The following is a 22,926-nucleotide window of genomic DNA, read 5'->3' as shown; positions in this document are numbered from 1 at the left end:
ACTGCATCATGGACCAGACAGATCGCTATGCCATCGAATTAAGAGGTATCGATAAGCGCTTTGGCGAGGTTTACGCCAACAAGCAGATCGACCTTCAGGTTCGTAAAGGCAGCATTCACGGCATCGTCGGCGAAAATGGCGCCGGCAAGTCGACCCTGATGAGCATCATCTACGGTTTCTACCACGCCGACAAAGGCGAGATGCTGATCGACGGCAACCCCTTCAAACCCCATGGATCCCAAGATGCGATTGCCGCAGGGGTGGGCATGGTGCACCAGCACTTTATGCTGGTGAACAATTTTACTGTTTTAGAAAACGTGATCCTCGGCGCGGAAAACGGCTGGCACCTGGGCAAGAGCCTGGCGGCGGCCGAGAAACTGCTCGGCGAGCTGGCCAGGGACTATGGTCTCGAGGTGCCGCTGCACGAGAAAGTCGAGGATCTGCCGGTGGGCCTGCAACAGCGGGTCGAGATCCTCAAGGCGCTCTATCGCGGCGCCCGCATCCTGATCCTCGACGAGCCCACCGGGGTGCTGACCCCGCAGGAGGCGGATCACCTGTTCGAGGTGCTGAAAAAGCTGCGGGATCAGGGGGCGACCATCATCCTCATCACCCACAAGCTGCGGGAGATCCTGGCCATCACGGATCAGGTCTCCATCATGCGCCGGGGCGAGATGGTGGCCCACGTCGCCACCAAGGACACCGACAAGGAGCAGCTCGCCGAGCTGATGGTGGGCCGCAAGGTGCGCCTCAAGGTCGACAAGGGCACCGCCCAGCCGGGCGAAGCCAAGCTCAAGGTCGATGGCCTCTCTTACGTCGATGACGCCGGGGTGGAGCGGGTCAAGTCCGTCAGCTTCGCGGTGCGCGCCGGGGAAGTGGTCGGCATCGCCGGGGTCTCCGGCAACGGCCAGTCCGAGCTGCTCAGCCTGCTCGGCGGCATCCTCAAGCCCAGCAAGGGCAGCTTCACCATCGCCGGAGCCCAGAACCACGAGGTGAGCCTGAGCCATCCCGCCGATCCGGAGCGGGTGCGCAACTTCGGCCTCGGCCACATTCCGGAAGACCGCCACAAGATGGGGCTCATCAATCGCTTCGAGGCGAAAGAGGCCTTCATCCTCGGTTATCACCGCCGCACCCAGTACAACAAGGGCTGGCTGCAGGACAAGGAGGCGATCCGTCAGGATTGCCAGGCCAAGATGGAGAAGTGGGACGTGCGCCCGCCGAGCCCGGAGCACAAGACCGCGAACTTCTCCGGCGGCAACCAGCAGAAGCTGGTGATCGCCCGGGAAGTGGAGCAGGACCCGGATGTGCTGCTGGTCGGCCAGCCGACCCGGGGCGTCGACATCGGCGCCATCGAGTACATCCACCAGCAGATCATCGCCATGCGCGACAAGGGCAAGGCGGTGCTGCTGGTGTCGGTGGAGCTCGACGAGATCATGAGCCTGTCCGACCGCATCCTGGTCATCGCCGACGGCCGCATCGTCGGCGAGCTGGATGGCGCCAAGGCGGATGAGCGCACCATAGGTCTGATGATGGCAAATATCGTTCCCGACGAGGTGGCGGCAAGCCAACCCGAAGGAGCCGCATCATGAACCAGGTATCCTGCCGTGAAACATGGGGTCTGATGATGGTCAACACACCCGTGCCTGACGAGATTGCCAAGGAGGCCCACTGATGAGCCAAGTACGTATTCCTGCCTGGATCTCCGTGGGCGTGCTGCCCGCGGTCAACATCCTGCTGGCCTTCCTGGTGTCGGCCATCCTGTTCTACTACCTCGACATCAACCCGATCGATGCCGCCGAGATCATGTGGTACGGCGCCTTCGGCACCGGCGAGGGGATAGGCTTCACCCTCTACTACGCCACCGGCTTCATCTTCACCGGTCTAGCGGTGGCGGTGGCCTTCCACGCCGGCCTGTTCAACATCGGCGGTGAGGGGCAGGCCTATATCGGCGGCCTGGGTGTGGGGCTGGTCTGTCTGCTGCTCGGGGACGTGCTGCCGTTCGCCCTGCTGCTGCCGCTCGCCATCATAGCCGGTGGCCTGTTCGGTGCGGCCTGGGCCTTCATCCCGGCCTGGCTGCAAGCCAAGCGGGGCAGCCACATCGTCATCACCACCATCATGTTCAACTTCATCGCCGCCTCCCTGATGGCCTACCTGCTGGTCGACGTCTTCAAGCCGCCAGGATCCATGGCCACGGAGAGCAAGGTGTTCGCCGTGGCGAGCTGGCTGCCGAAGATGAGCGAACTGGCAGCCGGTTTCGGTGTGGAGATGCCGAACAGCCCCCTCAACATCAGCTTCTTCTGGGCGCTGATCTGCGCGGCCCTGGTGTGGGTCTTCATCTGGCATACCCGCTGGGGCTACGAGATCCGCTCGGTGGGCGCCAGCCAGAGCGCCTCCGCCTATGCGGGCATCTCCTACCCCAAGGTGGTGATCCTGGCCATGGTGATCTCCGGCATGCTGGCGGGCTTCTTCGCCCTCAACGTGCTGCAGGGGGAGCTGCACCAGATCAAGCTCAACTTCGTGGAAGGCTTCGGCTTCACCGGCATAGCGGTGGCCCTGATGGGTCGCAACCACCCGGTCGGCGTCATCATCGCCAGCCTGCTGTTCGGCTTCCTCTATCAGGGTGGCGCCGAGCTCAGCTTCGAGTTCGGGGTGGATCGCAACATCGTCGTGGTGCTGCAGGGTCTGGTGATCCTGTTCTGCGGCGCCCTTGAGCACATGCTGCGTCCGCGCATCGAGCAGGCCTACCTGGCGTTTGCCAACCGCTCAACCGCACAAGTGAAGGGAGTCTGATCATGTTCGAAATGCTGATCCTGATGCTGGACGCCACCATACGTACAGCGCCGCCGCTTATTCTGGCGGCCATGGCGGGGATGTTTTGCGAGCGCTCCGGGGTGGTCAACATCGCCCTGGAGGGCAAGCTGCTGGCGGCGGCCTTCGCCAGTGCGGCCGCGGCTGCCGTCTCCGGCTCCGCCTGGATTGGGCTGGGTGCCGGGGTGGGTGTCTCCATCCTGTTCGCCCTGTTGCACGGCTTCGCCACCATCACCCACCGCGGGGATCAGGTGGTGAGCGGCATGGCCATCAACATACTGGCGGCCGGCCTGACCGTCACCCTGGGCCGTTACTGGTTCGATCAGGGGGGTCAGACCCCGGCGCTCTCCGGCGATGCCCGCTTCGCCCCCATCGATCTGCCTTTCGCCAAGGAGCTCTATGACGTGCCCGTCATCGGCCAGCTCTACAGCGAGCTGTTGAGCGGTCACTCCCTGCTGGAGTACGTGGCGTTCGCCGCCGTGCCCCTGGCCTGGTGGGTGCTGTTCCGCACCCGCTTCGGCCTGCGGCTGCGGGCGGTGGGCGAAGCCCCGGCGGCGGTGGATACCGCAGGTATCTCCGTGGTGCGGATGCGCTACACGGCGCTCATCATCGGCGGCCTGCTGGCGGGGATCGGGGGCACCTATCTGGCGGTGGCCCAGACCGCCCAGTTCATCCCCAACATGAGCGCGGGCAAGGGCTTCATGGCGCTGGCGGCCCTGGTGTTCGGCAAGTGGCGCCCCTGGAACGCCATGGCGGCCTGCCTGCTGTTCGGCTTCCTCGACGCGGTCGCCATCCGGTTGCAGGGGGTCAGCATAGGCGACTTCCCGATCCCGGTGCAGGCCATAGAGGCGCTGCCCTACATCTTGACTGTCTTCCTGCTCGCCGGCTTCATCGGCAAGGCGGTGGCCCCCAAGGCGCTCGGCACCCCCTATGTCAAGGAGCGGGAATAGCGCTTCGCCCATACCAAAAATGCAAGAAGGCCCACGAATGTGGGCCTTTTTTTGCGTGCTTCATCCCCCCAGACGCCTCAGTTTATCTTGCCCATCTCGATGGCGAAGCTGGTGGCCAGCTGGGCGAACTTGAGGGCGTGGGCGGCCGAGGGATCCGAGTTCTGCAAGGTGTCCTGGGCGGTGTGGATCTTGGGGTTGTAGTCGTTGAAGCGCGACTCGAACGGCATGGCGGCCGGGTAGCCCTGATTGTGCCAGGAGGCGTGATCCGAACAGCCGTAACCGCAGCTGTCATAGCCGTAGCGGATCTGGGGCAGATAGGCGTCGAGCAGCTGGGCCAGATAGCCGGTCAGCCCCTGGTCGGTGTAGTCGGTCATGAAGACGATATCTTCCGCCGAGCCCTGGTAGTTGGTCATGTCCAGCTGCAGCGCCGCCAGCACCTTGGTATTGGCCGCCTTGTAGCGGGTGGCGATGTCCTTGGAGCCGCGCAGCCCCACCTCTTCCGCCGCATAGCCGATGAACTGCAGGGTGCGCTCCGGCTGGCGGCCCTGCTCGGCGATGACCCGCAGCACCTCGGTCAGGGTCGCGATGCCGGAGGCATCGTCGTCGGCGCCCGGCGCCAGGGTACGGTTGTTGGGGGCCGATCCCGCGGTGGAGTCGAGGTGGCCGCCGAGTACCACCACTTCGTCCGGGTAGCGGCTGCCCTTGAGGGTCAACACCACGGATTGCTGCGGATAACCGCTGTGCTTGACCCGGCTGACGCTGGCCCAGGGCAGGGTCGCGCTCAGACTCTGCCACTGGCCGGCCACCCAGTCCGCCGACTGCACCCCTGTGGTGGTGGTGTAGTAGCGGTTGCGCCAGCTCGAGAGCTGGCTGATGGTGCCGACTATCTTGCCCTGATCCAGATGGGGCAGCAGCCGGTTGACGCTGGCCCCCTGGGTCAGCGGCGGGGCACTGAACAGGTTCTGGCTGATGGGCTGGGCCATGCTCTGCAGGGCGTCGGCCAGGGTGCTGTGCACCACGTAACCGCCGCAGCGCTGGTGCCCTTCGTGCATCAGGTGGGAGAGGGTGCCAAGCTCGCTCGCCTCGACCTGGGCCAGCTGGATGGGGGCGCCGCTGGCGCTGAACAGGGGGGCCAGCCTGGCCTTGACCTGCTTGAGTTCGACGCCGCTGTCGGCACCGACCGTGATCCAGACGGGTTCGGCGGCCTGTGCGGCGAGGGGCAGCAGGGGGAGCAAGAGGGCGGTCAACAAGGGTTTCATATCGGATCCTTCCAGATAGAGTGGCGGGCAAATGTGCCAAATGGGTGTCATAAGACGACCGGTCCAGTCTAGCCAAGGAGGCTGACCGGCGAATTTGCCCGTCTGGCGCGGCCGTCCCCCCGTCCGGTGGGGGCCGCTGCAGGATCTGCTGTCTACTGCGCCGGTATCAGGGGGGCGGACGGAGCTTTGTGCTGGCGAGGGGGTTCCACAGGGCGTGCCCGCCGGACAGAACGATGACAGCCCAGGCTGGGGGGCTGACAAAGGGAGTCAAACTGTGCCATATCGGCGCGGATAGCCGAGGGGGCAGCCACGACATCGCGACAACCTGGTGGTCAATGAAGCCATCGAAGGGCGAGCGGTCAGTTCATGTGAGCAACAGGGCGCTGGCGCAAGCTAAGGCAGGTGTGGCTGGGGCATCCATGATGGCCCCCCCTCACGGCGGTGGCCAGCCTCTGGACTGGCCTTCCAACAGGGGGCAGCGTTTGTTGATGAGGCGCGTGTTGTCATCCGGGCGTCAGCCTATGGGGCGCACCAGCGCCGGCTGGGCGGGATCGCTGAGCCGCTCGGCGAGGTAGTCCACCAGCAGCCGCACCTTGGGGGAGAGATGGCGGTTGTGGGGATAGAGGGCCCAGATCCCCTCCTCGGGCGCCCGCAGCTCCGGCAACAGCTCGATAAGCTCCCCCCGGGCCAGGTGGTCACTCACGTAGTAGTCCGGCAGCTGGATGATGCCTATCCCCTTGAGCGCCGCGTCCAGCAGGGCGTGGCCGCTGTTGCAGTGGAGCAGGCCGCGCACCCGCACGCTGTGGGGTTTACCGTCCAGAGTGAAGTGCCACTCGTCGCCGTTGCCCACCAGGCAGTGGTGGCGGGCCAGCTCCGAGAGGCTGTTGGGCATGCCGTGGCGGGCGGTATAGGCCGGCGAGGCGCACACATAGGGCACCCGCTGGGCCAGCTTGCGGGCCACCAGGGTCGAGTCCTTGAGGTGGCCGAGGCGGATCGCCAGATCGAACCCCTCGTGCACCAGATCCAGCAACTGGTTGGTGAGGTTGAGGGTCACCTCCAGCTGGGGGAAGCGCACCATGAAGTCGTTCACCAGGGGGGCGATGCGACTCTCGCCATAGGAGACGGGGGCCGTGATGCGCAGGGACCCTTGCGGCACCGCCTGATGGCGCCCCAGTGCCAGCTCCGCCTCGTAGAGGTTGTCCAGCAACTGGCGACAGTGGCGAAAGTAGATCTCGCCGAGCTCGGTGAGCCGCACCTGGCGGGTGGTGCGCAGCAGCAGCTTGGCCTGCAGCCTGTCTTCCAGCTGCGCCACCTGCCGGCTGACTTGCGCCACCGACACCCCCAGCTTGCGCGCCGCCGGGGTAAAGCCCCCCTGCTCCGCCACGCTGACAAATTCACAGACCCCTTCCCAGCCGAACATTATTACCCGTGTGTAAAAGTGATTTGATATTTAGCCTTATTATCACCAAATCGGCGGGAAACTACACTGAATGTCCGAACTCATTTCCGTTCACCCACACAACCACGAGGACATCATTCATGGCACAGGTTCAGAGCATCAAGTGTAAAGCCGCCATCGCCTGGGGACCGGGTCAGCCCCTCTCCATCGAAGAGGTCGAGGTCATGCCGCCCCAGGCTGGCGAGGTGCGGGTGCGGATCGTCGCCACCGGCGTCTGCCACACCGATGCCTTCACCCTCTCGGGTGAAGATCCTGAAGGGGTCTTCCCCTGCATCCTGGGCCATGAGGGGGGCGGCATCGTCGAGTCCGTCGGCGAGGGCGTCACCAGCGTCAAGGTGGGGGATCACGTGATCCCGCTCTACACCCCCGAGTGCGGCGAGTGCAAGTTCTGCAAGTCCGGCAAGACCAACCTGTGCCAGAAGATCCGCGCCACCCAGGGCAAGGGGCTGATGCCGGACGGCACCACCCGCTTCTCGAAAGACGGCCAGCCCATCTATCACTACATGGGCACCTCCACCTTCAGCGAATACACTGTGCTGCCCGAGATCTCCATCGCCAAGGTGGACCCGGCCGCCCCGCTGGAAGAGGTCTGCCTGCTGGGCTGCGGCGTCACCACCGGCATAGGCGCCGTGATGAACACCGCCAAGGTGAAGGAGGGTGAGAGCGTCGCCATCTTCGGGCTGGGGGGCATAGGCCTCTCCGCCATCATAGGCGCGCGCCTCGCCAAGGCCGGCCGCATCATCGCCATCGACATCAACGAGAGCAAGTTCGAGCTGGCCCGCAAGCTGGGCGCCACCGACTGCATCAACCCGAACAAGTTCGACAAGCCCATCCAGGAGGTGATCGTCGAGATGACCGACGGCGGCGTCGACTTCTCCTTCGAGTGCATCGGCAACGTCAAGGTGATGCGCGCGGCGCTCGAATGCTGCCACAAGGGCTGGGGCGAGTCGGTCATCATAGGCGTGGCCGGCGCCGGCCAGGAGATCAGCACCCGTCCGTTCCAGCTGGTGACCGGCCGGGTCTGGCGCGGCAGCGCCTTCGGCGGGGTGCGCGGTCGCAGCGAACTGCCGAGCTATGTGCAGCGCTACATGCAGGGTGAATTCCGCCTCGATGACTTCATCACCCACACCATGCCCCTCGAGCAGATCAACGAGGCGTTCGATCTGATGCACGAAGGCAAGAGCATCCGCACCGTCATCCACTACTGATCCCATGAGAGCCCCGCCCATCGATGCATGGGCGGGGCAAGGAGTCCTTCCATGAATCTGGACATCATCAGCAGCAACAAGAGCTTCGGCGGTTGGCACAAGCAGTATCGCCACCCCTCCACAGTGCTCGATTGCGAGATGCGCTTCGCCATCTATCTGCCACCCCAGGCCCTCACCGGCCAGAAGGTGCCCGTGCTCTACTGGCTCTCCGGCCTCACCTGCACCGACGAGAACTTCATGCAGAAGGCGGGGGCCCAGCGCATCGCCGCCGAGCTCGGCATCGCCCTGGTGGCACCGGACACCAGCCCCCGCGGCGAGGGGATACCGGACGATCCCGGTTACGATCTCGGCATGGGGGCCGGCTTCTATGTCAACGCCACCCAGCACCCCTGGCGGGCGCACTACCAGATGTATGACTACGTCACCCGGGAGCTGCCCGAGCTCATCGAGACCCACTTCCCGGTCTCCACCAGGCGCGCCATCAGCGGCCACTCCATGGGGGGGCACGGTGCGCTCATCGCCGCCCTGCGGGAACCCGGTCGCTACCGCTCGGTGTCGGCCTTCAGCCCCATCAGCCACCCGAGCCGCGCCCCCTGGGGCCAGAAGGCCCTCGGCGCCTACCTCGGCAACAACCCCTTGCTGTGGCAGGAGTGGGACGCCTGCCAGCTGCTGCGCCACCACGACAGCCAACCCCTGCCGACCCGGGTGGACGTGGGGCTGGACGACCCCTTCCTGACGGAGCAGCTCGGCATAGACGCCCTGGCCGAGATCGCGACCGCCAAGGAGTGGCCCCTGGCGCTTCATCGCCATGCCGGCTATGACCACAGCTACTACTTCGTGGCGAGCTTCATCGAGGAGCATCTGCACTTTCACGCTAGCCACCTCGGCGAGCCAGCCCAGGGCTGACCAGGGGGCGGACAGGCCCCCCCATGGTCGCCCGCCCCTCAACCGCGGGCGGCCATAAACAAGGGAACAGGGAGACAAGGATGACGATCTTCACCACGCTGCTGGCCATGCCGGACCAGTTCGCACGACTGCTGGCACAGGTGCCCGCCGACCAGCTGGACTGGGAGCCCGCCAACTGGGCCGGGATCCCCTCAGAGCGCTTCAGCGCCCGGGGACACCTCTGCCACCTGCTGGACATCGAGACGCAAGGCTACCAGGTGCGCTTTCGCCGTACCCTGGAAGAGAGCCTGCCGGCGCTCGCCTCCCTCGATGGCTATCAGCTGGCGCTGGACCATGATTACCCCCGGCAGGATCCTGCGGTGCAGCTCGACCGCTTTCGCACCGCCCGTATGCAGACGGTGGAATGGCTCAGGGCACTGCCCGCCAGCGCCTGGCAGCGGCGTGCCCGCTATGGCGGCTATGGGGAGGTGACCCTGGACGGTCTGGTGCGCCTGCTCGTCAGCCACGACCACCAGCACCTCGCCGGCATGCAGTGGCTGCTGATGCGGCTCAATGCGGATCTGGAGCTCGCGCAGCCCCTCGAGTGAGAACCATGGATAATAAAACAGGCCCTGCATGGGCCTGTTATTTAGCTGTCATCGCGCCGGATACTCAGCTTCCCGCCCGGGAGATGGCGCCGGACCCTGCGATCTCGCTCTCCAGCCTGGGGTTGCCCAGATAGCTGACCGAGCCGGAGCCGGCGATGCCGACCTTCAGCAACGCGCTGGCATTCACTGCCACGTCGCCACTGCCGGCGATATTGACCTCGACCTCCTCTCCTCTGAACTGCGCGCCCGACACACCACCGGCACCGGCGATGTTGAGCTCCACCTCCCTGGCCGAGCCCTGCCCCAGATCCAGGCTGCCCGCACCGGCAATATTGCCCTCCAGTCGATCCAGTGCCAGCTGGCTGGCGACTATATCCCCCAGGCCGGCCACCGACAGTACCAGCTCGTCTCCCGAAAAACCGCTCAGATCGCCGCGAGCCAGGCCCGCCAGCGCCAGCTCATGGAGCTCGGGCAGGGTGATGGTGATATCGATGGGCTCGGGGGGATCGAGCCGGTAGCCCTCCTTCACCTCTATCTCCAGCTTGTCCTCCTGCTCGGTCAGCTCCAGATAAGGCAGCAGGTTCCCCTGCCCGCGGATCAAGATGCTCCTCTCTTCCCCCGCCACCAGATGGATATTGGCGGGCACCCCGGCCAGCACCCGGGTCACCTCCCGGCCCAGAGGGTGCTGCTGCTCCACCAGGGCCCCGGCCCCGCTCACCTTGACGTCATCCTGCCAGCTGCAACCACCCAGCCCCAGGGCCAGCACGGCTCCCATCATCCATTTCATCGCCACTCTCCTCGTTGTGTGTTGGCAAGTGCGACCCCTGGGTCCGCACAGCCTGGTGCAGGGGCAATTGCAAGCCACATGCCATAGAACCAAGACTATGATTTTAAACTGAAAATCAGATTTCATCTTCACCACAGCCTGCATCTTTGAGAGCCATTCAGACCATATGTTGGTCAAACTCACCATGCCCGAACGGGGGAGACAGCCCGCCGGCAGGGCCAGTCGCCGCCGGAGGAGCAAGTTTTTGGTTGCCGCCCCGGTCTGTTGAGCCAATAGTGATACCTTGTGCGTATAGAGCTCTCCACCGTGCATTTGTCACTGCCAACAAGGAGTCAGAGCGTGACCCAAGTCAGCCACCCATTCGCCAGCCCAGAGGGCCTGCCGGCCCCGACCCGCACCCCGCTGCTCGGCGGCGACGATCCCGAGCACAAGCGCCGCGAGCTGCTCGACTACTTCTGTCAGACCTTCGATCTCTACGACAGCCTGTTTGACTGCTTGGCCGATGAGCGGGCCTGGTTCAACAAGGCGATCCCCCTGCGCCACCCCCTCATCTTCTACTACGGCCACACCGCCGCCTTCTTCGTCAACAAGCTGCTGGCGGCGCGCCTCATCGACCAGCGCCTCGACCCCCGCATCGAGGCCATGGTGGCCATAGGGGTGGACGAGATGAGCTGGGACGATCTGGACGAGACCCACTACGACTGGCCCGCCGTCAGTGAACTGCGCGCCTACCGCAGTCGCGTGCGCGCCCTGGTGTGTGATTTCATCGAGCGCATGCCCATCGCACTGCCCATCGACTGGCAGAGCCCTGCCTGGGTCATCCTGATGGGGATAGAGCACGAGCGCATCCACCTGGAGACCTCCAGCGTGCTGATCCGCCAGCTGCCCCTGGCCTGGGTGCAATCACGGCCCCATTGGCCCGCCTGCACCCAGGCCCGCCACAGGCGCGACCAGGTGCCCGCCAACAGCCTGCTGCCGGTGGCCGGCGGCCGGGTGCACCTCGGCAAGCAGGACGCCACCTACGGCTGGGACAACGAATATGGCGAGCGCCACATAGCGCTGGCCCCCTTCCAGGCCAGCCGCATGCTGGTGAGCAACGCAGAATTTTTCGATTTCGTGCAGGCGGGCGGCTACCAGACCCGGGCCTGGTGGGACGACGAGGGCTGGGGCTGGTGCCAGTATGCCAGGGCGCGCATGCCCAGCTTCTGGGTCGGCGACCCCAGCGAGCCCGAGCAACTGCAACTGCGGCTGATGACCGAGCAGGTTGCCCTGCCCTGGGACTGGCCGGTGGAGGTGAACCAGCTGGAGGCCGCCGCCTTCTGCCGCTGGAAGGCGGATCAGACCAGCCTGCCCATCCAGCTGCCGAGCGAGGGGGAGTGGGCGCTGCTGCGCGAGCAGGTGCCCGGGGATCAGCCGGACTGGCTGGCGGCCCCCGGCAACATCAACCTGGCCCGCTTCGCCTCCTCCTGCCCGGTGGATGCCTGCCCCCAGGGTGACTTCTTCGATCTGGTGGGCAACGTCTGGCAGTGGACCAGCACCGCCATCGACGGCTTCGAGGGGTTCAAGGTGCACCCCCTCTACGACGACTTCTCCACCCCCACCTTCGATGGCAAGCACAGCCTCATCAAGGGCGGCAGCTGGATCAGCACAGGCAACGAGGCGCTCAGGTCCTCCCGCTACGCCTTCCGCCGCCACTTCTTCCAGCATGCGGGCTTCCGCTATCTGGTCTCACGCTATCAGGAAGCCATCACAGTGAATCCTTATGAAACCGACGCCCTGGTGGCGCAATACCTCGACTTCCAGTACGGCCCGACCCACTTCGGGGTGGCCAACTACGCCCAGACGCTTGCTGATCTTGCCAGCGAACTGTGCAGCCGCCATGAGCGGGCGCTGGACATCGGCTGCGCCACCGGCCGCGCCAGCTTCGAGCTGGCCCGCCACTTCCAGCATGTGGACGGGGTGGACTACTCGGCCCGCTTCATCGACGTGGCGCTGGCCCTGGCCAGCCAGGACAGCTTCCGCTATGCCCTGCCCCTGGAGGGGGATCTGGTGGAGTATTGCGAGGCGCGCCTCTCCCGCCATGATCTGGGCCGCGAGCAGAGCAATCGGGTCCACTTCAGCCAGGGGGATGCCTGCAACCTCAAGCCCAGGTACGAGCACTACGATCTGGTGCTCGCCTCCAACCTGATCGACCGGCTGCGGGAGCCCGCCCGCTTCCTGCGGGACATTGCTCCCAGACTGCGCAGCGGCGGCCTGCTGGTGCTCACCAGCCCCTACACCTGGCTGACCGACTACACCCCCAAGGTGAACTGGCTCGGCGGCATCCGTGAAAATGGCGAGGCCCTCTCCACCCATCAGGCGCTGCAACGGCTGTTGGCGGCGGAGTTCGAGGAGCTGTGCCCGCCGAGAGACGTCCCCTTCGTCATCCGCGAGACCGCCCGCAAGCACCAGCACACGGTGGCCCAGCTCACCGTCTGGCGTAAACGCTGACTACGCTGCAAACGAAAGAGGGAGGCCAGTGGCCTCCCTCTCTTTTATCCGGGCGTCTTACCCCTCCTGGGCCTGGGGCAGGGCCTCCTGCTCGCGGTAGCGGCGGGCCAGCACGGCGCACACCATCAGCTGGATCTGGTGGAAGATCATCAGCGGCAGCACCATGACCCCGACGCTGGCGGCGGGGAACATGACGTTGGCCATGGGCACACCATTGGCCAGGCTCTTCTTGGAGCCGCAGAAGACGATGGTGATCTCGTCCGCCCTGTCGAACCCGAGGCGGCGGCTGATCCAGACGTTCCAGCAGAGCACCAGGACCAGCAGCACGCAGCTCAGCAACACTATGCTGGCGAGATCGTACCAGCCGACCTGATGCCAGATCCCCTGCACCACGGCCTCGCTGAAGGCCACATAGACCACCAGCAGGATGGAGCTCTGATCCAGCTTGCCGATGAGCGGCCGGTGGCTGTCGACCCAGCGGCCGATGAGGGGCCGCGACAGATGGCCCACCACGAAGGGCAGCATCAGCTGCACCATGATGGCCTGGATGGAGTGCCAGGTGTCGACCCCCTCCCCCTGCACCTGGATCATCAGCCCCACCAGCACAGGGGAGAGGAAGATGCCGAGGATGCTGGAGGCCGAGGCGCTGCACACCGCCGCCGACACATTGCCCCCCGCCATGGAGGTGAAGGCGATGGCCGACTGCACCGTGGCAGGCAAGGCGCACAGATAGAGGAAGCCGAGGTAGATGGCCGGGCTCAGCCACTGGGGCACCAGCGGCGTGAGCAAGAGCCCCAGCAGCGGAAACAGCAGGAAGGTGCTGGCCATCACCACCAGATGGAGCCGCCAGTGGCCGAGGCCCGCCAGCAGGTTCTGGCGCGACAGCTTGGCGCCATGCATGAAGAACAAGAGCGCCACCGCCAGCTTGGTCAGCAGCGCGAACCAGACGGCCACCTGGCCCTCGCAGGGGAAGAAGGAGGCCAGGGCCACCACGGCAATCAATACAGAGGTAAAGGGATCCAGACGCACGGGGAGTCTCCAGGGAAAGCGCGTCCCGCACCGTATGGGGACGACAGGGCACTCGAGGGCCATCCTCAGACGGCGACCCTCGACACGAAACCCCAGCTTACCCCGAACACAGGGTGGCGCAAAGTTGAGCGACGGCCCCAGGCATTCAGTGAAATTAAACGAGTTGGATTTTAGCGCTTTAAAACTGAACACCCAGGGGGGCCACGGCGGGCAACAGAGACAAAAAAACGGGTGGCCAGAGGCCACCCGCGCAGCACCGCAGTCGATGCTCAGCTCTGCCGGGCCAGGGCGTCGCCCCCCGCCTTGCCCCCGGCGGCCAGTTTGCGGGCCTGACGCTTCTCGAAGCGGGAGATCCACCAGTAGGCCAGCGCCGAGAAGACTGCCGTCATGAAGACGTTGATGAAGAAGGCGCGCACCAGATCCACCCCGGACGGGAAGGCGGAGGCGCTCATGCTCACCACGAAGATGGTGATCAGCACAGAGACTACCGCCATGCCGAAGGTGCGCGATCCCATGCGAAAGTCCCGCGGGGTGTCGTCATGTTTCCAGCGGAACACGAAGTAGGCCACCATGATGAAGATGGGCGGCAGCATGGCAGTCCCGGCGGTGAGGTTGATGGCGGTGTTCATCATCTGCTGCACCGACTCCGAGCCGAAGCCGTTGACCACCAGCATCGCGAACACGAAGGCAAACTGCCACCAGGCGGCGCGCACCGGCACGCCGTGCTCGTTGAGCCGGGTGGTCTTGTCGCCGTAGACCCCCTGGGGGATCTCGGAGAAGTGGATCTTCACCGGCGCCGAGGTCCACATCATCATGGAGCCGAACATGGCGATGAAGAGCACCACCCCGACCGCGCGGCCCACCAGCGTCTCGGAGAGTCCGAAGTACTGCGCCATGCCGGTGAAGATCTCCACCATGCCGCCAGCATAGGTGAGGCTCTCCCTCGGCACGAAGACGTTCACCAGCAGGGAACCCAGCGCATACATGGCACCGATGACCACACCGGCGATGATGATCACCTTGATGAAGGACTTCTGGCCGCCTTTCACGTCATTGAGATAGGCCGCCGCCGTCTCGGCACCGCCCGCCGCCTGGAAGATCCAGCACATGATGCCCAGCGTCGCCCAGTTGACGGTCGGAGTCATCGCCTCCAGGGTGATCGGCTGGGCCGCCACATGGTCACCGCCGAGGGCCATCAGGGCCCCCAGCACATAGATGGCGAACAGGGCGAAGACGCCGTAGGCCACCAGTTCGGCAATCTTGCCGAGCCAGCTCGCCCCCTTGGTGGAGATATGGGTTGCCGCCGCAAACAGCGCTATGGAGATGATCGAGGTGACGGTCGGCGAGAAGCTGTACTCATAGCCCAGCATGGCGTAGGAGGCGTAGGCGATGACGTTGGGCAGCAATGAGACGAACCAGAACAGGTTCACGAACCAGTAGAGGAAGGAGCCCAGATAGGCCATCCGGGTACCGAGGGGCTTTTTCAGCCAGTCGTACATCCCCGATTCGGAGTTTTTGTTGGCCGAGACGAACTCCGCGATGATGAAGACGAACGGAATGAAGTAAACGAGGGTCGCCAGCAGGAAGATGGGGGCGGAGCTGAGCCCCAGCTCTATGTTGTTGTTGACGATGTTGCGCACATTGAACACGGCGGCAAAGGTCATCGACAACAGGGCAAACTTGCCTATGGTGCCGCGTACGGATTCAGACATGGTGTCCTCCAATGGACTCGCGCTCCCTGCGGGCAACGCTGTGACTCTGTGATGTGTTTGGCAAGGGTCTGTCGGCCCCGCGCTTTACTCTCTTGTTATGATCGGGCCGTTTGGACGGCCTCCTTGGTGAACCTGTGCAATCTCCCCGCACCGGCTCGCAATACCGTTCAGACGATGGGGGTGCCCGGCGCCATGGGCACCCGGGGTTGCAGCAGCACACTCTGGCTCTCGTCCGGGGTCTCGGCGCAGAGCAACATGCACTCGGAACGCTCGCCGCGCATCCTGGTGGGCTTGAGGTTGGTCAGCACCACCACCTCGCTGCCCAGCAGCTCAGCCTCGCTGTAATGGGGTACCAGGCTGGTGACGGTCTGCAGCGGCCGCTCGCCCCCCACGTCGATCTGGACGATGTAGAGTTTGTCGGCACCGGGGTGGCGCACCACCTCCAGCACCTTGCCCACCTTCATCTCGACCCGCTTGAATTCGGCAAACTCGATCGTCTCGCTCATGCTCTTCTCCTTATCTGGTTCAAGGGTTTGCGGGTGGTCAGCGGCCACCCGGCTTGATGGGGTCATGACGGCTGGATGACCGCCTGCGCCGCCGGCTGGGCCTCTTTCGCGCGCGCTTCGGCACTCAGGGAGGCCTCGTAGCGGTTGTATTTCCACCAGGCGAAGCCGAGGAAGATGACGATCCCGCCGACGTTGTAGAAGATGATGGTCATGATGTCGGCGCCGGTCGGGAAGGTGGAGGCGAGGAAGCCCACCGAGAAGATGGCGATCAGCACCGAGACCACGGCGATACCTGTGGTGCGCGAGCCCATCTTGAACTCCCGCGGCAGGTGATCCAGCTTCAGGCGCAGATTGAGGTAGGCCAGCATGATGAACAGCGGCGGCAGCATGGAGGCGGCAGCGGTCATGTTGATGACGGTGTTCATCAGATCCTGCGCGGTGTTGGAGCCGAGCGTCGGGATCACCATCAGCGGCAGCACGATGAGGTACTGGATCCAGGCTGCGCGGGCGGGCACGCCGTTCTCGTTCAGCTCGACCGTCTTCTTGCCGAAGATGCCGGCCGGGATCTCGGAGAAGAAGATCTTCACCGGGGTCGCCGTCCACATCAGCAGGGAGCCGAACATGGCGGTGAAGGAGACCAGCCCCACGAAGCGGTTCATCAGGATCTCCGGCAGGCCGAAGTAGGCCGCCAGCCCCTCGAACACCTGCACCGAGCCGCCGGTATATTTCAGGGTGCCGCTCGGCACGAACACGTTGATCAGCAGCGAGGCGATGGAGTAGAGCACGCCGATAAAGATCCCGGCGACGATGATCACCTTCACGAAGGACTTGGAGCCCCCTTTCACGTCATTGACGTAGACCGCCACCGACTCGGCGCCACCGGCCGCCATAAAGATCCAGGTGGTGATGCCGAGGAAAGCCCAGCTGAAATCGGGGATCATGGCCTCGACCGTGATGGGATCGGCCGGTTGAACGCCGCCCACCAGTGCCGCACCTGCCAGCAGAATGTAGGAGAGGGTCAGCAGCAACATCAGGGACGAGGTCACCGAGGTGATGGGGCCGAGCATCTTGGCGCCATTGGTGGAGACGTAAGTGGCAAAGGCAAACAGCACCATGCTCAATGCCGTGGTCGCCACCGGAGTGAGAATGTACTCGTAGCCGAGAAAGGCATAGGAGGCGTAGGCGATGACCCGCGGCAGCAAGGAAGTGAAGAAGAAGAGATTCACGAACCAGTAGGTGTAGGCGGAGATAAAGGCCCAGCGACCGCCGAGGGAGCTCTTCACCCAGGCATAGACGCCCGCTTCGGAGTTTTTGTTCAGTGACACGAACTCCGCAATGATGAGGCAAAACGGAATGAAGTAAAAAAGGGTGGCCAGAAAGAACATCGGGGCCGAGGCCAGACCGATTTCGATGTTGTTGTTGATGACGTTGTTGAAGCTGAATACCGCCGCGAAGGTGAGCGACAGCAGACCAAACTTGCCTATCGTATTCCGTTTGGAATCAGACATGGTGCATCTCCAGACCTGTAGTTATTGCAGCGAAAGAGCGGGACATGATTTGTAGGGTGAACCCCGCCCTTCCGGCTTTTATCAGTGCAAAAACAGCGGCTTGTTATTTGTTTTTGAAGTAGCCGCCTTCGACGGTGACCTTGATGATCAGCTTGCGTACCTGGCTGTCGCCGACGAAGCGATAAGCCTCGTCGTTCTCGAAGATCACCACCTGACCGTTGCCGACTTTCTGGCGCTCGCGCACCTCTCCGGCCAGCCACTCACGGTCTGTGGTGTCGTCATAGGCCTGTTCGACCGCCAGCTCGCTCTTGGCTGCCCACTCCACCGTCTCTTCCCCTTCCAGGTAGTAGTGAACATCGAAGTAGCGGCGCTGCCCCTCAAACAGTGAGGTGGCCGGGCTGGCCCCCTCCTGCAAACGGTAGGTGAGGGAGTCACCGATGGAGTGGCAGATGCCGGGCTTGAGGTTGGCCAGGTTGTTGATGGCCTCCACGCAGCGGCCCCACTTCTTGCCCTCCCGGTAGATGTTTTTGAACAGGGTCAGGTTGCCTAAGGTGATCATGCGAGGTTCCTCCCGCCGTTGATGGTGAGATCGAGCCCGGCCAGCGCAGCCGGATTGAGGTTGCCACGGGCGATGGGCAGCAGGGTCAAGCCGAAGCTGAACGGTTCGAAGCGCACCCGCCAGGAGTCCAGCACCTCGGAGCCCCAGGAGTTGGAGCCGAGCCCCAGTACCTTGTGATCCAGATTGAGGGTGAGATAACCGCAGGGCTCCAGCTCGTTGATGTGCTGAGCCGCGTGGATATGCTCCCAGCTGTAGGGCCAGACGCTCAGGTTGATGGGGGCATCGGGGCGCACGTAGAGACCGGCGCCGTGGCGGTTGGTCAGGGTCGCCCAGCGCACCTGCTGGCGGTTGCCGTTGTCCTGCGGGAAGGGGTAGTGCTCCCACATCTCGCTGACTGTGCTCTGGAAGCTGTCGATCCAGTTGCTCTGGCGGCTGTCCTGATAGTTTTCGCCCGGCCCCATGCCAAGGTAGTGCACCCGGTCGAGATCCTGACGAATGCCCAGCTCGAAGCCGATCTTGGGAATGATGTCGTCATAGCCGCCGTAGGGCTGGCCGGAGAGCGCCACGTGCAGCTGGCCGTTCTGGCTCAGGGTGTAGACGTAGCGGCAGCGCATGCCGAAGTCGAACACCGGCGGCGCGATCAGGCTCTCCACCGTCACCTCGACCGCGTCACCCAGCTGGCGCCAGCTTAAGCCACGGAAGTGCTCCTGCATGATCTGCAGGTGGTTCGGGTGCCACAGGCTCTCGTACTCCTGCTTGTGGTTGTCGATCATCGGCTTGAAGAAGGTGAGACGCGGCGCCCGTTCGATAAGCTCATTGCCATCCTGCTGCCAGCTCACCAGCTTGCCGTCGAGGCGTGAGAAACGCAGGGCAAAGCCGCTGCCGCTCAAGGTCAGCGCGAGGCGCTCGTCGGCAATCTGCAACGGAGTGGCGTTGGGATTGGCAAAGGGCTGCAGCTGGCGAGTCGACTCTTTCAGCTGGAACTGGTACTGGCCCAGCTCGTGCTCCGCCGCGCTGTAGCGAGTGGCGGTGGCCTTGATGACCCGCAGCTGGACGAAGGTTTCCCGCCCATCGAGGGATGGCAGTTCGAGCTGCAGCTCTGTGGTGGCACCGGGGGCAACCCCTTCCAGCCGGATTTGCTGGCTCGCCAGCAGTTCACCCTCGGCCTTCACCTCGACCAGCAGGCGGATATCGTCGAGATTGGAGAACCAGTAGCGGTTTTCCACCGCCAGCTTGCCGCTCGCCAGATCCAGCGCGCGCACCTTGACCGGGCAGATCACCTGCTTGTATTCACGCAGGCCAGGCCCCGGGGTCTGATCCGGGTAGATGAGGCCATCCATGCAGAAGTTGTAGTTGTTGGGGTAGTCGCCGTAGTCGCCGCCGTACTTGTAGACGGGGCGCCCCTGCTCGTCCTGATCCAGAATGCCGTGATCGCACCACTCCCAGATGTAGTGGCCCTGAATGTGGGGATGACGGTCGAACACCTGCTGATATTCGCTGAGGCCACCCGGGCCGTTGCCCATGGCGTGGGCGTATTCGCAGATAATGCGCGGCTTCGCCATCGGGAACTCGCCAAAGCAGTTCATCTGGGAGACGCGCGAATACATGGTGCTCACCACATCCACCACCTCGGCATCGCGATCCTCTTCGTAGTGCACCAGCCGGGTCGGGTCGATCCCCTTGCAGCGCTGGTACATGGCTCTGATGTTGCAGCCGTAGCCGGACTCGTTGCCGAGCGACCAGATGATGATGGAGGGGTGGTTCTTCTGGGCGTGAACGTGGCGCTCGATGCGATCCACGAACACCAGCTCCCAGAAGGGGTCGTCGGTGATACGGCTGAGATCGCCGACGTTGGCAAAACCGTGGGTCTCCACGTCGGTCTCCGCCATCACGAACAGGCCGTACTGATCGCACAGCTCGTAGAAACGCGGGTCGTTCGGGTAGTGGGCGGTGCGCACCGAGTTGAGGTTGTGCTGCTTCATCAGCACGATGTCGCGCTCCACCCGATCCATGCCGACGGCGCGGCCCTTCAGGTGGTCGTTGTCGTGGCGGTTCACCCCGTGCAGCTTGAGGTAGTGGCCGTTGACATGGAAGAGGCCATCCTTGACCTTGATTTCACGCACCCCGACCCGCTGCGGGATCACTTCCAGCAGCTCGCCCTGACCGTTGTAGAGGGAGAGTTGCAGCTGATAGAGGTAAGGGTCTTCGGCGCTCCACAGATGAGGGTTGGCCAGATCCAGCGTGAAGCGGCAATCACACTTGCCGTCGATGGCGAGATGGTCGAGCGAGCCGCTGGCGATCTCGTTGCCCTGATCCAGCAGGGACCAGACCAGACGGTGATCTCGGGCAGCCGCACCCAGATTTTCCAGCTGGATATCGCAACTCAGGGTAGCGCTCTGGTTGTCATCGGCCAGAGCGGTGCGGATGAAGAAGTCCTGCACATGGGCGGCCGGTTTGCCCACCAGATAGACGTCGCGGAAGATCCCCGCCATCCACCACATGTCCTGATCTTCGATATAGGTGGAGTCCGCCCACTGCATCACCCGCACCGACAGCAGGTTCTCACCAACCTTGGCGTAGGCACTGATATCGAACTCGGCGGTGAGGCGGCTCCCCTTGCTGAAGCCGACGTAGTGGCCATTCACATAGACCTCGAAGTAGGTCTCCACCCCGTCAAACTTGATGATCACCTGCTCGCCGTCCCAGGCCGGGCTCAGCGTGAAGCTGCGCTGATAGGCGCCAGTGGGGTTGTTGGTCGGCACGAAGGGCACGTCGATGGGGAAGGGAAAACCTTCGTCGGTGTACTGCAGCTGGCCGTGCCCTTCCATCTGCCACATGTTGGGCACGGTGATCTGGCCCCACTCGCTCATAGGGCTGTGATAGAAGGCCTCCGGCACCTGCAGGGGGTGGTCGAAGTAGTGGAACTGCCACTGACCGCTAAGGCCCAGAAAACGGCGGCTCAGCTCGCGCTGCATGGTGGCCGCCAGCGCGTGGTCGGCATAAGAGAAGAAGTAGGCACGCGGAGCCAGCCTGTTTTCACCAACGAATTGGACGTTTTCCCAGTTATTCACATGTCCTCCCGGAACAAGGCAACTTTGACTGGGTAAACTTTAGATAAACATTTACTAAATATCAGTTTTGGATCGGTAAAGTTTTAACCTGATCACAATGGCTGGATGGTTTTGTGAGCGAGATCAGAAGCGGAGGATAAAAGGGGGTAAAGCAGACAGGGATGGCATGGATGTTGATAATAAATGCAGGCAAGCAATGGCCAAAACCACTGTAAAACAATGTATTAAGAATTTATCAGGAGAGATAGTGGAGAGGATGATGAAGGGAAGGAGTCGCACCACCGCGAGATGGCGCGACTAAAACAGGCTTTATTTTACTAAAATTAGCGCGTGGTGCCACGCAGGGTCAGCTTGCTAGGTACCAGCACTCGGAGTGGAATATCCCGCTCGTCACGCAGCCGTTCGACCAGCAGATTGACCCCCTGGGAGCCCATCAACTCGGAGTGGATCCGCACCGTGGAGAGCGGCGGGAAGGTGAACTTGGCGGTGGGGATGTCGTTGACGCTGATAAGCTCGATCTGCTGGGGAATGGCCAGTCCCTTCTCGTGGATGGCACGCAGCACGCCGATGGCGATGGAGTCGGAGGCGACGAACAGCGCCTTGGGCCAGTCCCCCGCCAGCATCTCTTTGGCCAGCCGGTAGCCGGAGGCGCTGGAGAAGTCCCCGCGATAGAGATCGCTCTCCTGCACCACCCCCAGCCGCTGGCCGTAGTCGAGGAAGGCCAGTTCACGGAGATCCGGCGCCTCATCCTGGCCCCCTATATAGCCGATGCGGCCATGCCCCTGGGCGATAAATAAGTCCACCACCTGCTGGCTGATGAGCGCCAGATCCACGTCCACGGAGTCAAATTCCCCCTGGGAGCGGCAATCCACAAACACCAGCTGGGCAGAGAGAGAGTGGAGCGCTGCCAGGCGCTCCTCGGGCAGGTGGCCGATGACCAGGATGCCGTCGACGGCGGAGAGCTCACGCCCCTCGGCGCCGTTGTAGAAATGGGTCAGCTCTATGTTGAAGCGGGCGCACTGGGTCTCGATGCCATAGCGAATGGCGAGATAGTAGGGGTCGTTGACCTCTGTGCTCTGCGGGTAGGCATAGACAGCCAGAAAGTGCAGCTTGCTCTTGTGCACCCCCTTGCGGGCGCTGCTGGTCTTGTACTCCAGCCGCTCGGCAATCTCGAAGATCTTCTGCCTGGTCTCTTCCTTGACGCTCAGTGTCGGATCTTCATTGAGCACCCGCGACACAGTGGCCTGGGACACCCCTGCTTCCTGTGCAATTTCCTTCAACGTGGCCATGCATACTCCTCTGGCGATGACTCCCGACAATACCTGACCAAGAGTAACGGGCAAGCCGCTGACAGCCCAGCATTTTTACTAAAAGAAGCAGACCTGAATCGAAAAAATCCCAAAGCAAAAAGGCCTCCCGAATGGGAGGCCTCTTCTAAATAGGTGCCTGACAGTGTCCTACTCTCGCATGGCGAATGCCACACTACCATCGGCGCTACCGCGTTTCACTTCTGAGTTCGGCATGGGATCAGGTGGTTCCACGGCGCTATTGCCGTCAGGCAAAAGCTGTATTACTAAATAATGGTGCTGATACCCAGAGTCGAACTGGGGACCTCATCCTTACCAAGGATGCGCTCTACCAACTGAGCCATATCAGCACACTAACCGGTAAAGACCGCACTGTGTGTGCTATCTAAATCTTCTGTCCAACACGACCTGACGTCGTATCGCGACCAACCACATCGCTGTGATTGCTTAATTGAAGCCTGGCAGTGTCCTACTCTCGCATGGCGAATGCCACACTACCATCGGCGCTACCGCGTTTCACTTCTGAGTTCGGCATGGGATCAGGTGGTTCCACGGCGCTATGGCCGCCAGGCAAATTCTTTAATCCAGAAAGCTGACGTGAGTAATGATGTTGCGCTTGGCTTGTCACTATCACTGAAGTTGAGTAGTTCGTTCATTCGCTACAAGGCCCAGAACACTTCTTGGGTGTTGTATGGTTAAGCCTCACGGGTAATTAGTATGGGTTAGCTCAACACGTCGCCGCGCTTACACACCCCACCTATCAACGTTGTGGTCTCCAACGGC

At 63.2% G+C, this 22,926-nt stretch carries 17 protein-coding genes, 1 tRNA gene and 3 rRNA genes; 7 read left to right on the top strand and 14 right to left on the bottom strand.

The window, feature by feature from the left end; all coding sequences use genetic code 11:
* The first annotated feature begins 8 nt into the window (after positions 1-8).
* The 3 genes from AC1IN8_RS18375 (at position 9) to AC1IN8_RS18365 (ending at position 3,755) form a co-directional block, all read left to right on the top strand.
* Positions 9-1,586: an ABC transporter ATP-binding protein gene (locus tag AC1IN8_RS18375; protein WP_139437734.1), complete on the top strand. Its 1,578-nt coding sequence runs from the start codon at positions 9-11 to the stop codon at positions 1,584-1,586.
* Positions 1,587-1,668: 82 nt separating this feature from the next.
* Positions 1,669-2,787 (top strand): ABC transporter permease, encoded by a 1,119-nt coding sequence (locus AC1IN8_RS18370; protein WP_202047911.1) that lies wholly within the window; start codon positions 1,669-1,671, stop codon positions 2,785-2,787.
* Between the two features lie 2 nt (positions 2,788-2,789).
* A complete protein-coding gene (locus AC1IN8_RS18365) occupies positions 2,790-3,755 on the top strand; it encodes an ABC transporter permease (protein ID WP_025325295.1) in 966 nt (321 codons plus the stop codon).
* Between the two features lie 77 nt (positions 3,756-3,832).
* Here AC1IN8_RS18365 and AC1IN8_RS18360 read toward each other — a convergent pair whose 3' ends face one another.
* Complete coding sequence (locus tag AC1IN8_RS18360; protein ID WP_479760047.1) at positions 3,833-5,014, bottom strand: M28 family metallopeptidase; 1,182 nt, start codon at positions 5,012-5,014, stop codon at positions 3,833-3,835.
* A gap of 514 nt (positions 5,015-5,528) precedes the next feature.
* Entirely contained in the window at positions 5,529-6,434 is a 906-nt protein-coding gene (locus AC1IN8_RS18355; protein WP_479760045.1) for a LysR substrate-binding domain-containing protein, read from the bottom strand.
* A gap of 119 nt (positions 6,435-6,553) precedes the next feature.
* On the opposite strand from AC1IN8_RS18355, the gene AC1IN8_RS18350 reads away from it, so the two are divergent.
* The 3 genes from AC1IN8_RS18350 (at position 6,554) to AC1IN8_RS18340 (ending at position 9,174) form a co-directional block, all read left to right on the top strand.
* Positions 6,554-7,681 carry an S-(hydroxymethyl)glutathione dehydrogenase/class III alcohol dehydrogenase gene (locus AC1IN8_RS18350; RefSeq protein ID WP_247627671.1) on the top strand — a complete coding sequence of 376 codons (1,128 nt, stop codon included), beginning with the start codon at positions 6,554-6,556 and terminating at the stop codon, positions 7,679-7,681.
* Between the two features lie 51 nt (positions 7,682-7,732).
* Positions 7,733-8,587 carry an S-formylglutathione hydrolase gene (fghA, locus tag AC1IN8_RS18345; RefSeq protein WP_479760043.1) on the top strand — a complete coding sequence of 285 codons (855 nt, stop codon included), beginning with the start codon at positions 7,733-7,735 and terminating at the stop codon, positions 8,585-8,587.
* Positions 8,588-8,667: 80 nt separating this feature from the next.
* Positions 8,668-9,174 (top strand): DinB family protein, encoded by a 507-nt coding sequence (locus AC1IN8_RS18340; RefSeq protein WP_479760041.1) that lies wholly within the window; start codon positions 8,668-8,670, stop codon positions 9,172-9,174.
* Between the two features lie 64 nt (positions 9,175-9,238).
* On the opposite strand, the gene AC1IN8_RS18335 is transcribed toward AC1IN8_RS18340, so the two are convergent.
* Complete coding sequence (locus AC1IN8_RS18335; RefSeq protein WP_479760039.1) at positions 9,239-9,961, bottom strand: head GIN domain-containing protein; 723 nt, start codon at positions 9,959-9,961, stop codon at positions 9,239-9,241.
* Positions 9,962-10,300: 339 nt separating this feature from the next.
* On the opposite strand from AC1IN8_RS18335, the gene ovoA reads away from it, so the two are divergent.
* Positions 10,301-12,451, top strand: a complete 2,151-nt coding sequence (ovoA, locus tag AC1IN8_RS18330) for a 5-histidylcysteine sulfoxide synthase (RefSeq protein ID WP_479760037.1) — start codon at positions 10,301-10,303, stop codon at positions 12,449-12,451.
* 57 nt (positions 12,452-12,508) lie between these two features.
* Here ovoA and AC1IN8_RS18325 read toward each other — a convergent pair whose 3' ends face one another.
* From AC1IN8_RS18325 to AC1IN8_RS18275, 11 genes are all read right to left on the bottom strand, one after another.
* Positions 12,509-13,480 (bottom strand): bile acid:sodium symporter family protein, encoded by a 972-nt coding sequence (locus AC1IN8_RS18325; RefSeq protein WP_479760035.1) that lies wholly within the window; start codon positions 13,478-13,480, stop codon positions 12,509-12,511.
* A 269-nt stretch (positions 13,481-13,749) separates the two neighbouring features.
* Entirely contained in the window at positions 13,750-15,192 is a 1,443-nt protein-coding gene (locus AC1IN8_RS18320) for an amino acid permease (protein ID WP_479760033.1), read from the bottom strand.
* 167 nt (positions 15,193-15,359) lie between these two features.
* Positions 15,360-15,698 (bottom strand): tRNA-binding protein, encoded by a 339-nt coding sequence (locus tag AC1IN8_RS18315; RefSeq protein WP_479760032.1) that lies wholly within the window; start codon positions 15,696-15,698, stop codon positions 15,360-15,362.
* A gap of 62 nt (positions 15,699-15,760) precedes the next feature.
* On the bottom strand, positions 15,761-17,206 hold the full coding sequence (locus AC1IN8_RS18310) for an amino acid permease (RefSeq protein ID WP_479760030.1): 1,446 nt from the start codon (positions 17,204-17,206) through the stop codon (positions 15,761-15,763).
* 103 nt (positions 17,207-17,309) lie between these two features.
* Positions 17,310-17,765, bottom strand: a complete 456-nt coding sequence (locus AC1IN8_RS18305; RefSeq protein WP_479760029.1) for a beta-galactosidase subunit beta — start codon at positions 17,763-17,765, stop codon at positions 17,310-17,312.
* Positions 17,762-20,836 (bottom strand): beta-galactosidase subunit alpha, encoded by a 3,075-nt coding sequence (gene ebgA / locus AC1IN8_RS18300; protein ID WP_479760027.1) that lies wholly within the window; start codon positions 20,834-20,836, stop codon positions 17,762-17,764. Before ebgA ends, AC1IN8_RS18305 begins: the two co-directional genes overlap by 4 nt.
* A 323-nt stretch (positions 20,837-21,159) precedes the next feature.
* Positions 21,160-22,125 (bottom strand): transcriptional regulator EbgR, encoded by a 966-nt coding sequence (ebgR, locus tag AC1IN8_RS18295; protein ID WP_479760025.1) that lies wholly within the window; start codon positions 22,123-22,125, stop codon positions 21,160-21,162.
* 155 nt (positions 22,126-22,280) lie between these two features.
* Positions 22,281-22,395 (bottom strand): 5S ribosomal RNA (gene rrf / locus AC1IN8_RS18290).
* A gap of 22 nt (positions 22,396-22,417) precedes the next feature.
* Positions 22,418-22,493: transfer RNA gene (locus AC1IN8_RS18285), tRNA-Thr, on the bottom strand.
* A 106-nt stretch (positions 22,494-22,599) separates the two neighbouring features.
* Positions 22,600-22,714: ribosomal RNA gene (gene rrf, locus AC1IN8_RS18280) — 5S ribosomal RNA — on the bottom strand.
* A gap of 120 nt (positions 22,715-22,834) precedes the next feature.
* A 23S ribosomal RNA gene (locus AC1IN8_RS18275) occupies positions 22,835-22,926 on the bottom strand; the annotation flags it as partial.

The sequence above is a fragment of the Aeromonas sp. 130281 genome (genome assembly GCF_056642115.1).
Note: the sequence above shows the minus strand (reverse complement) of the source record. Positions and strands in the feature narration are given on the sequence as shown.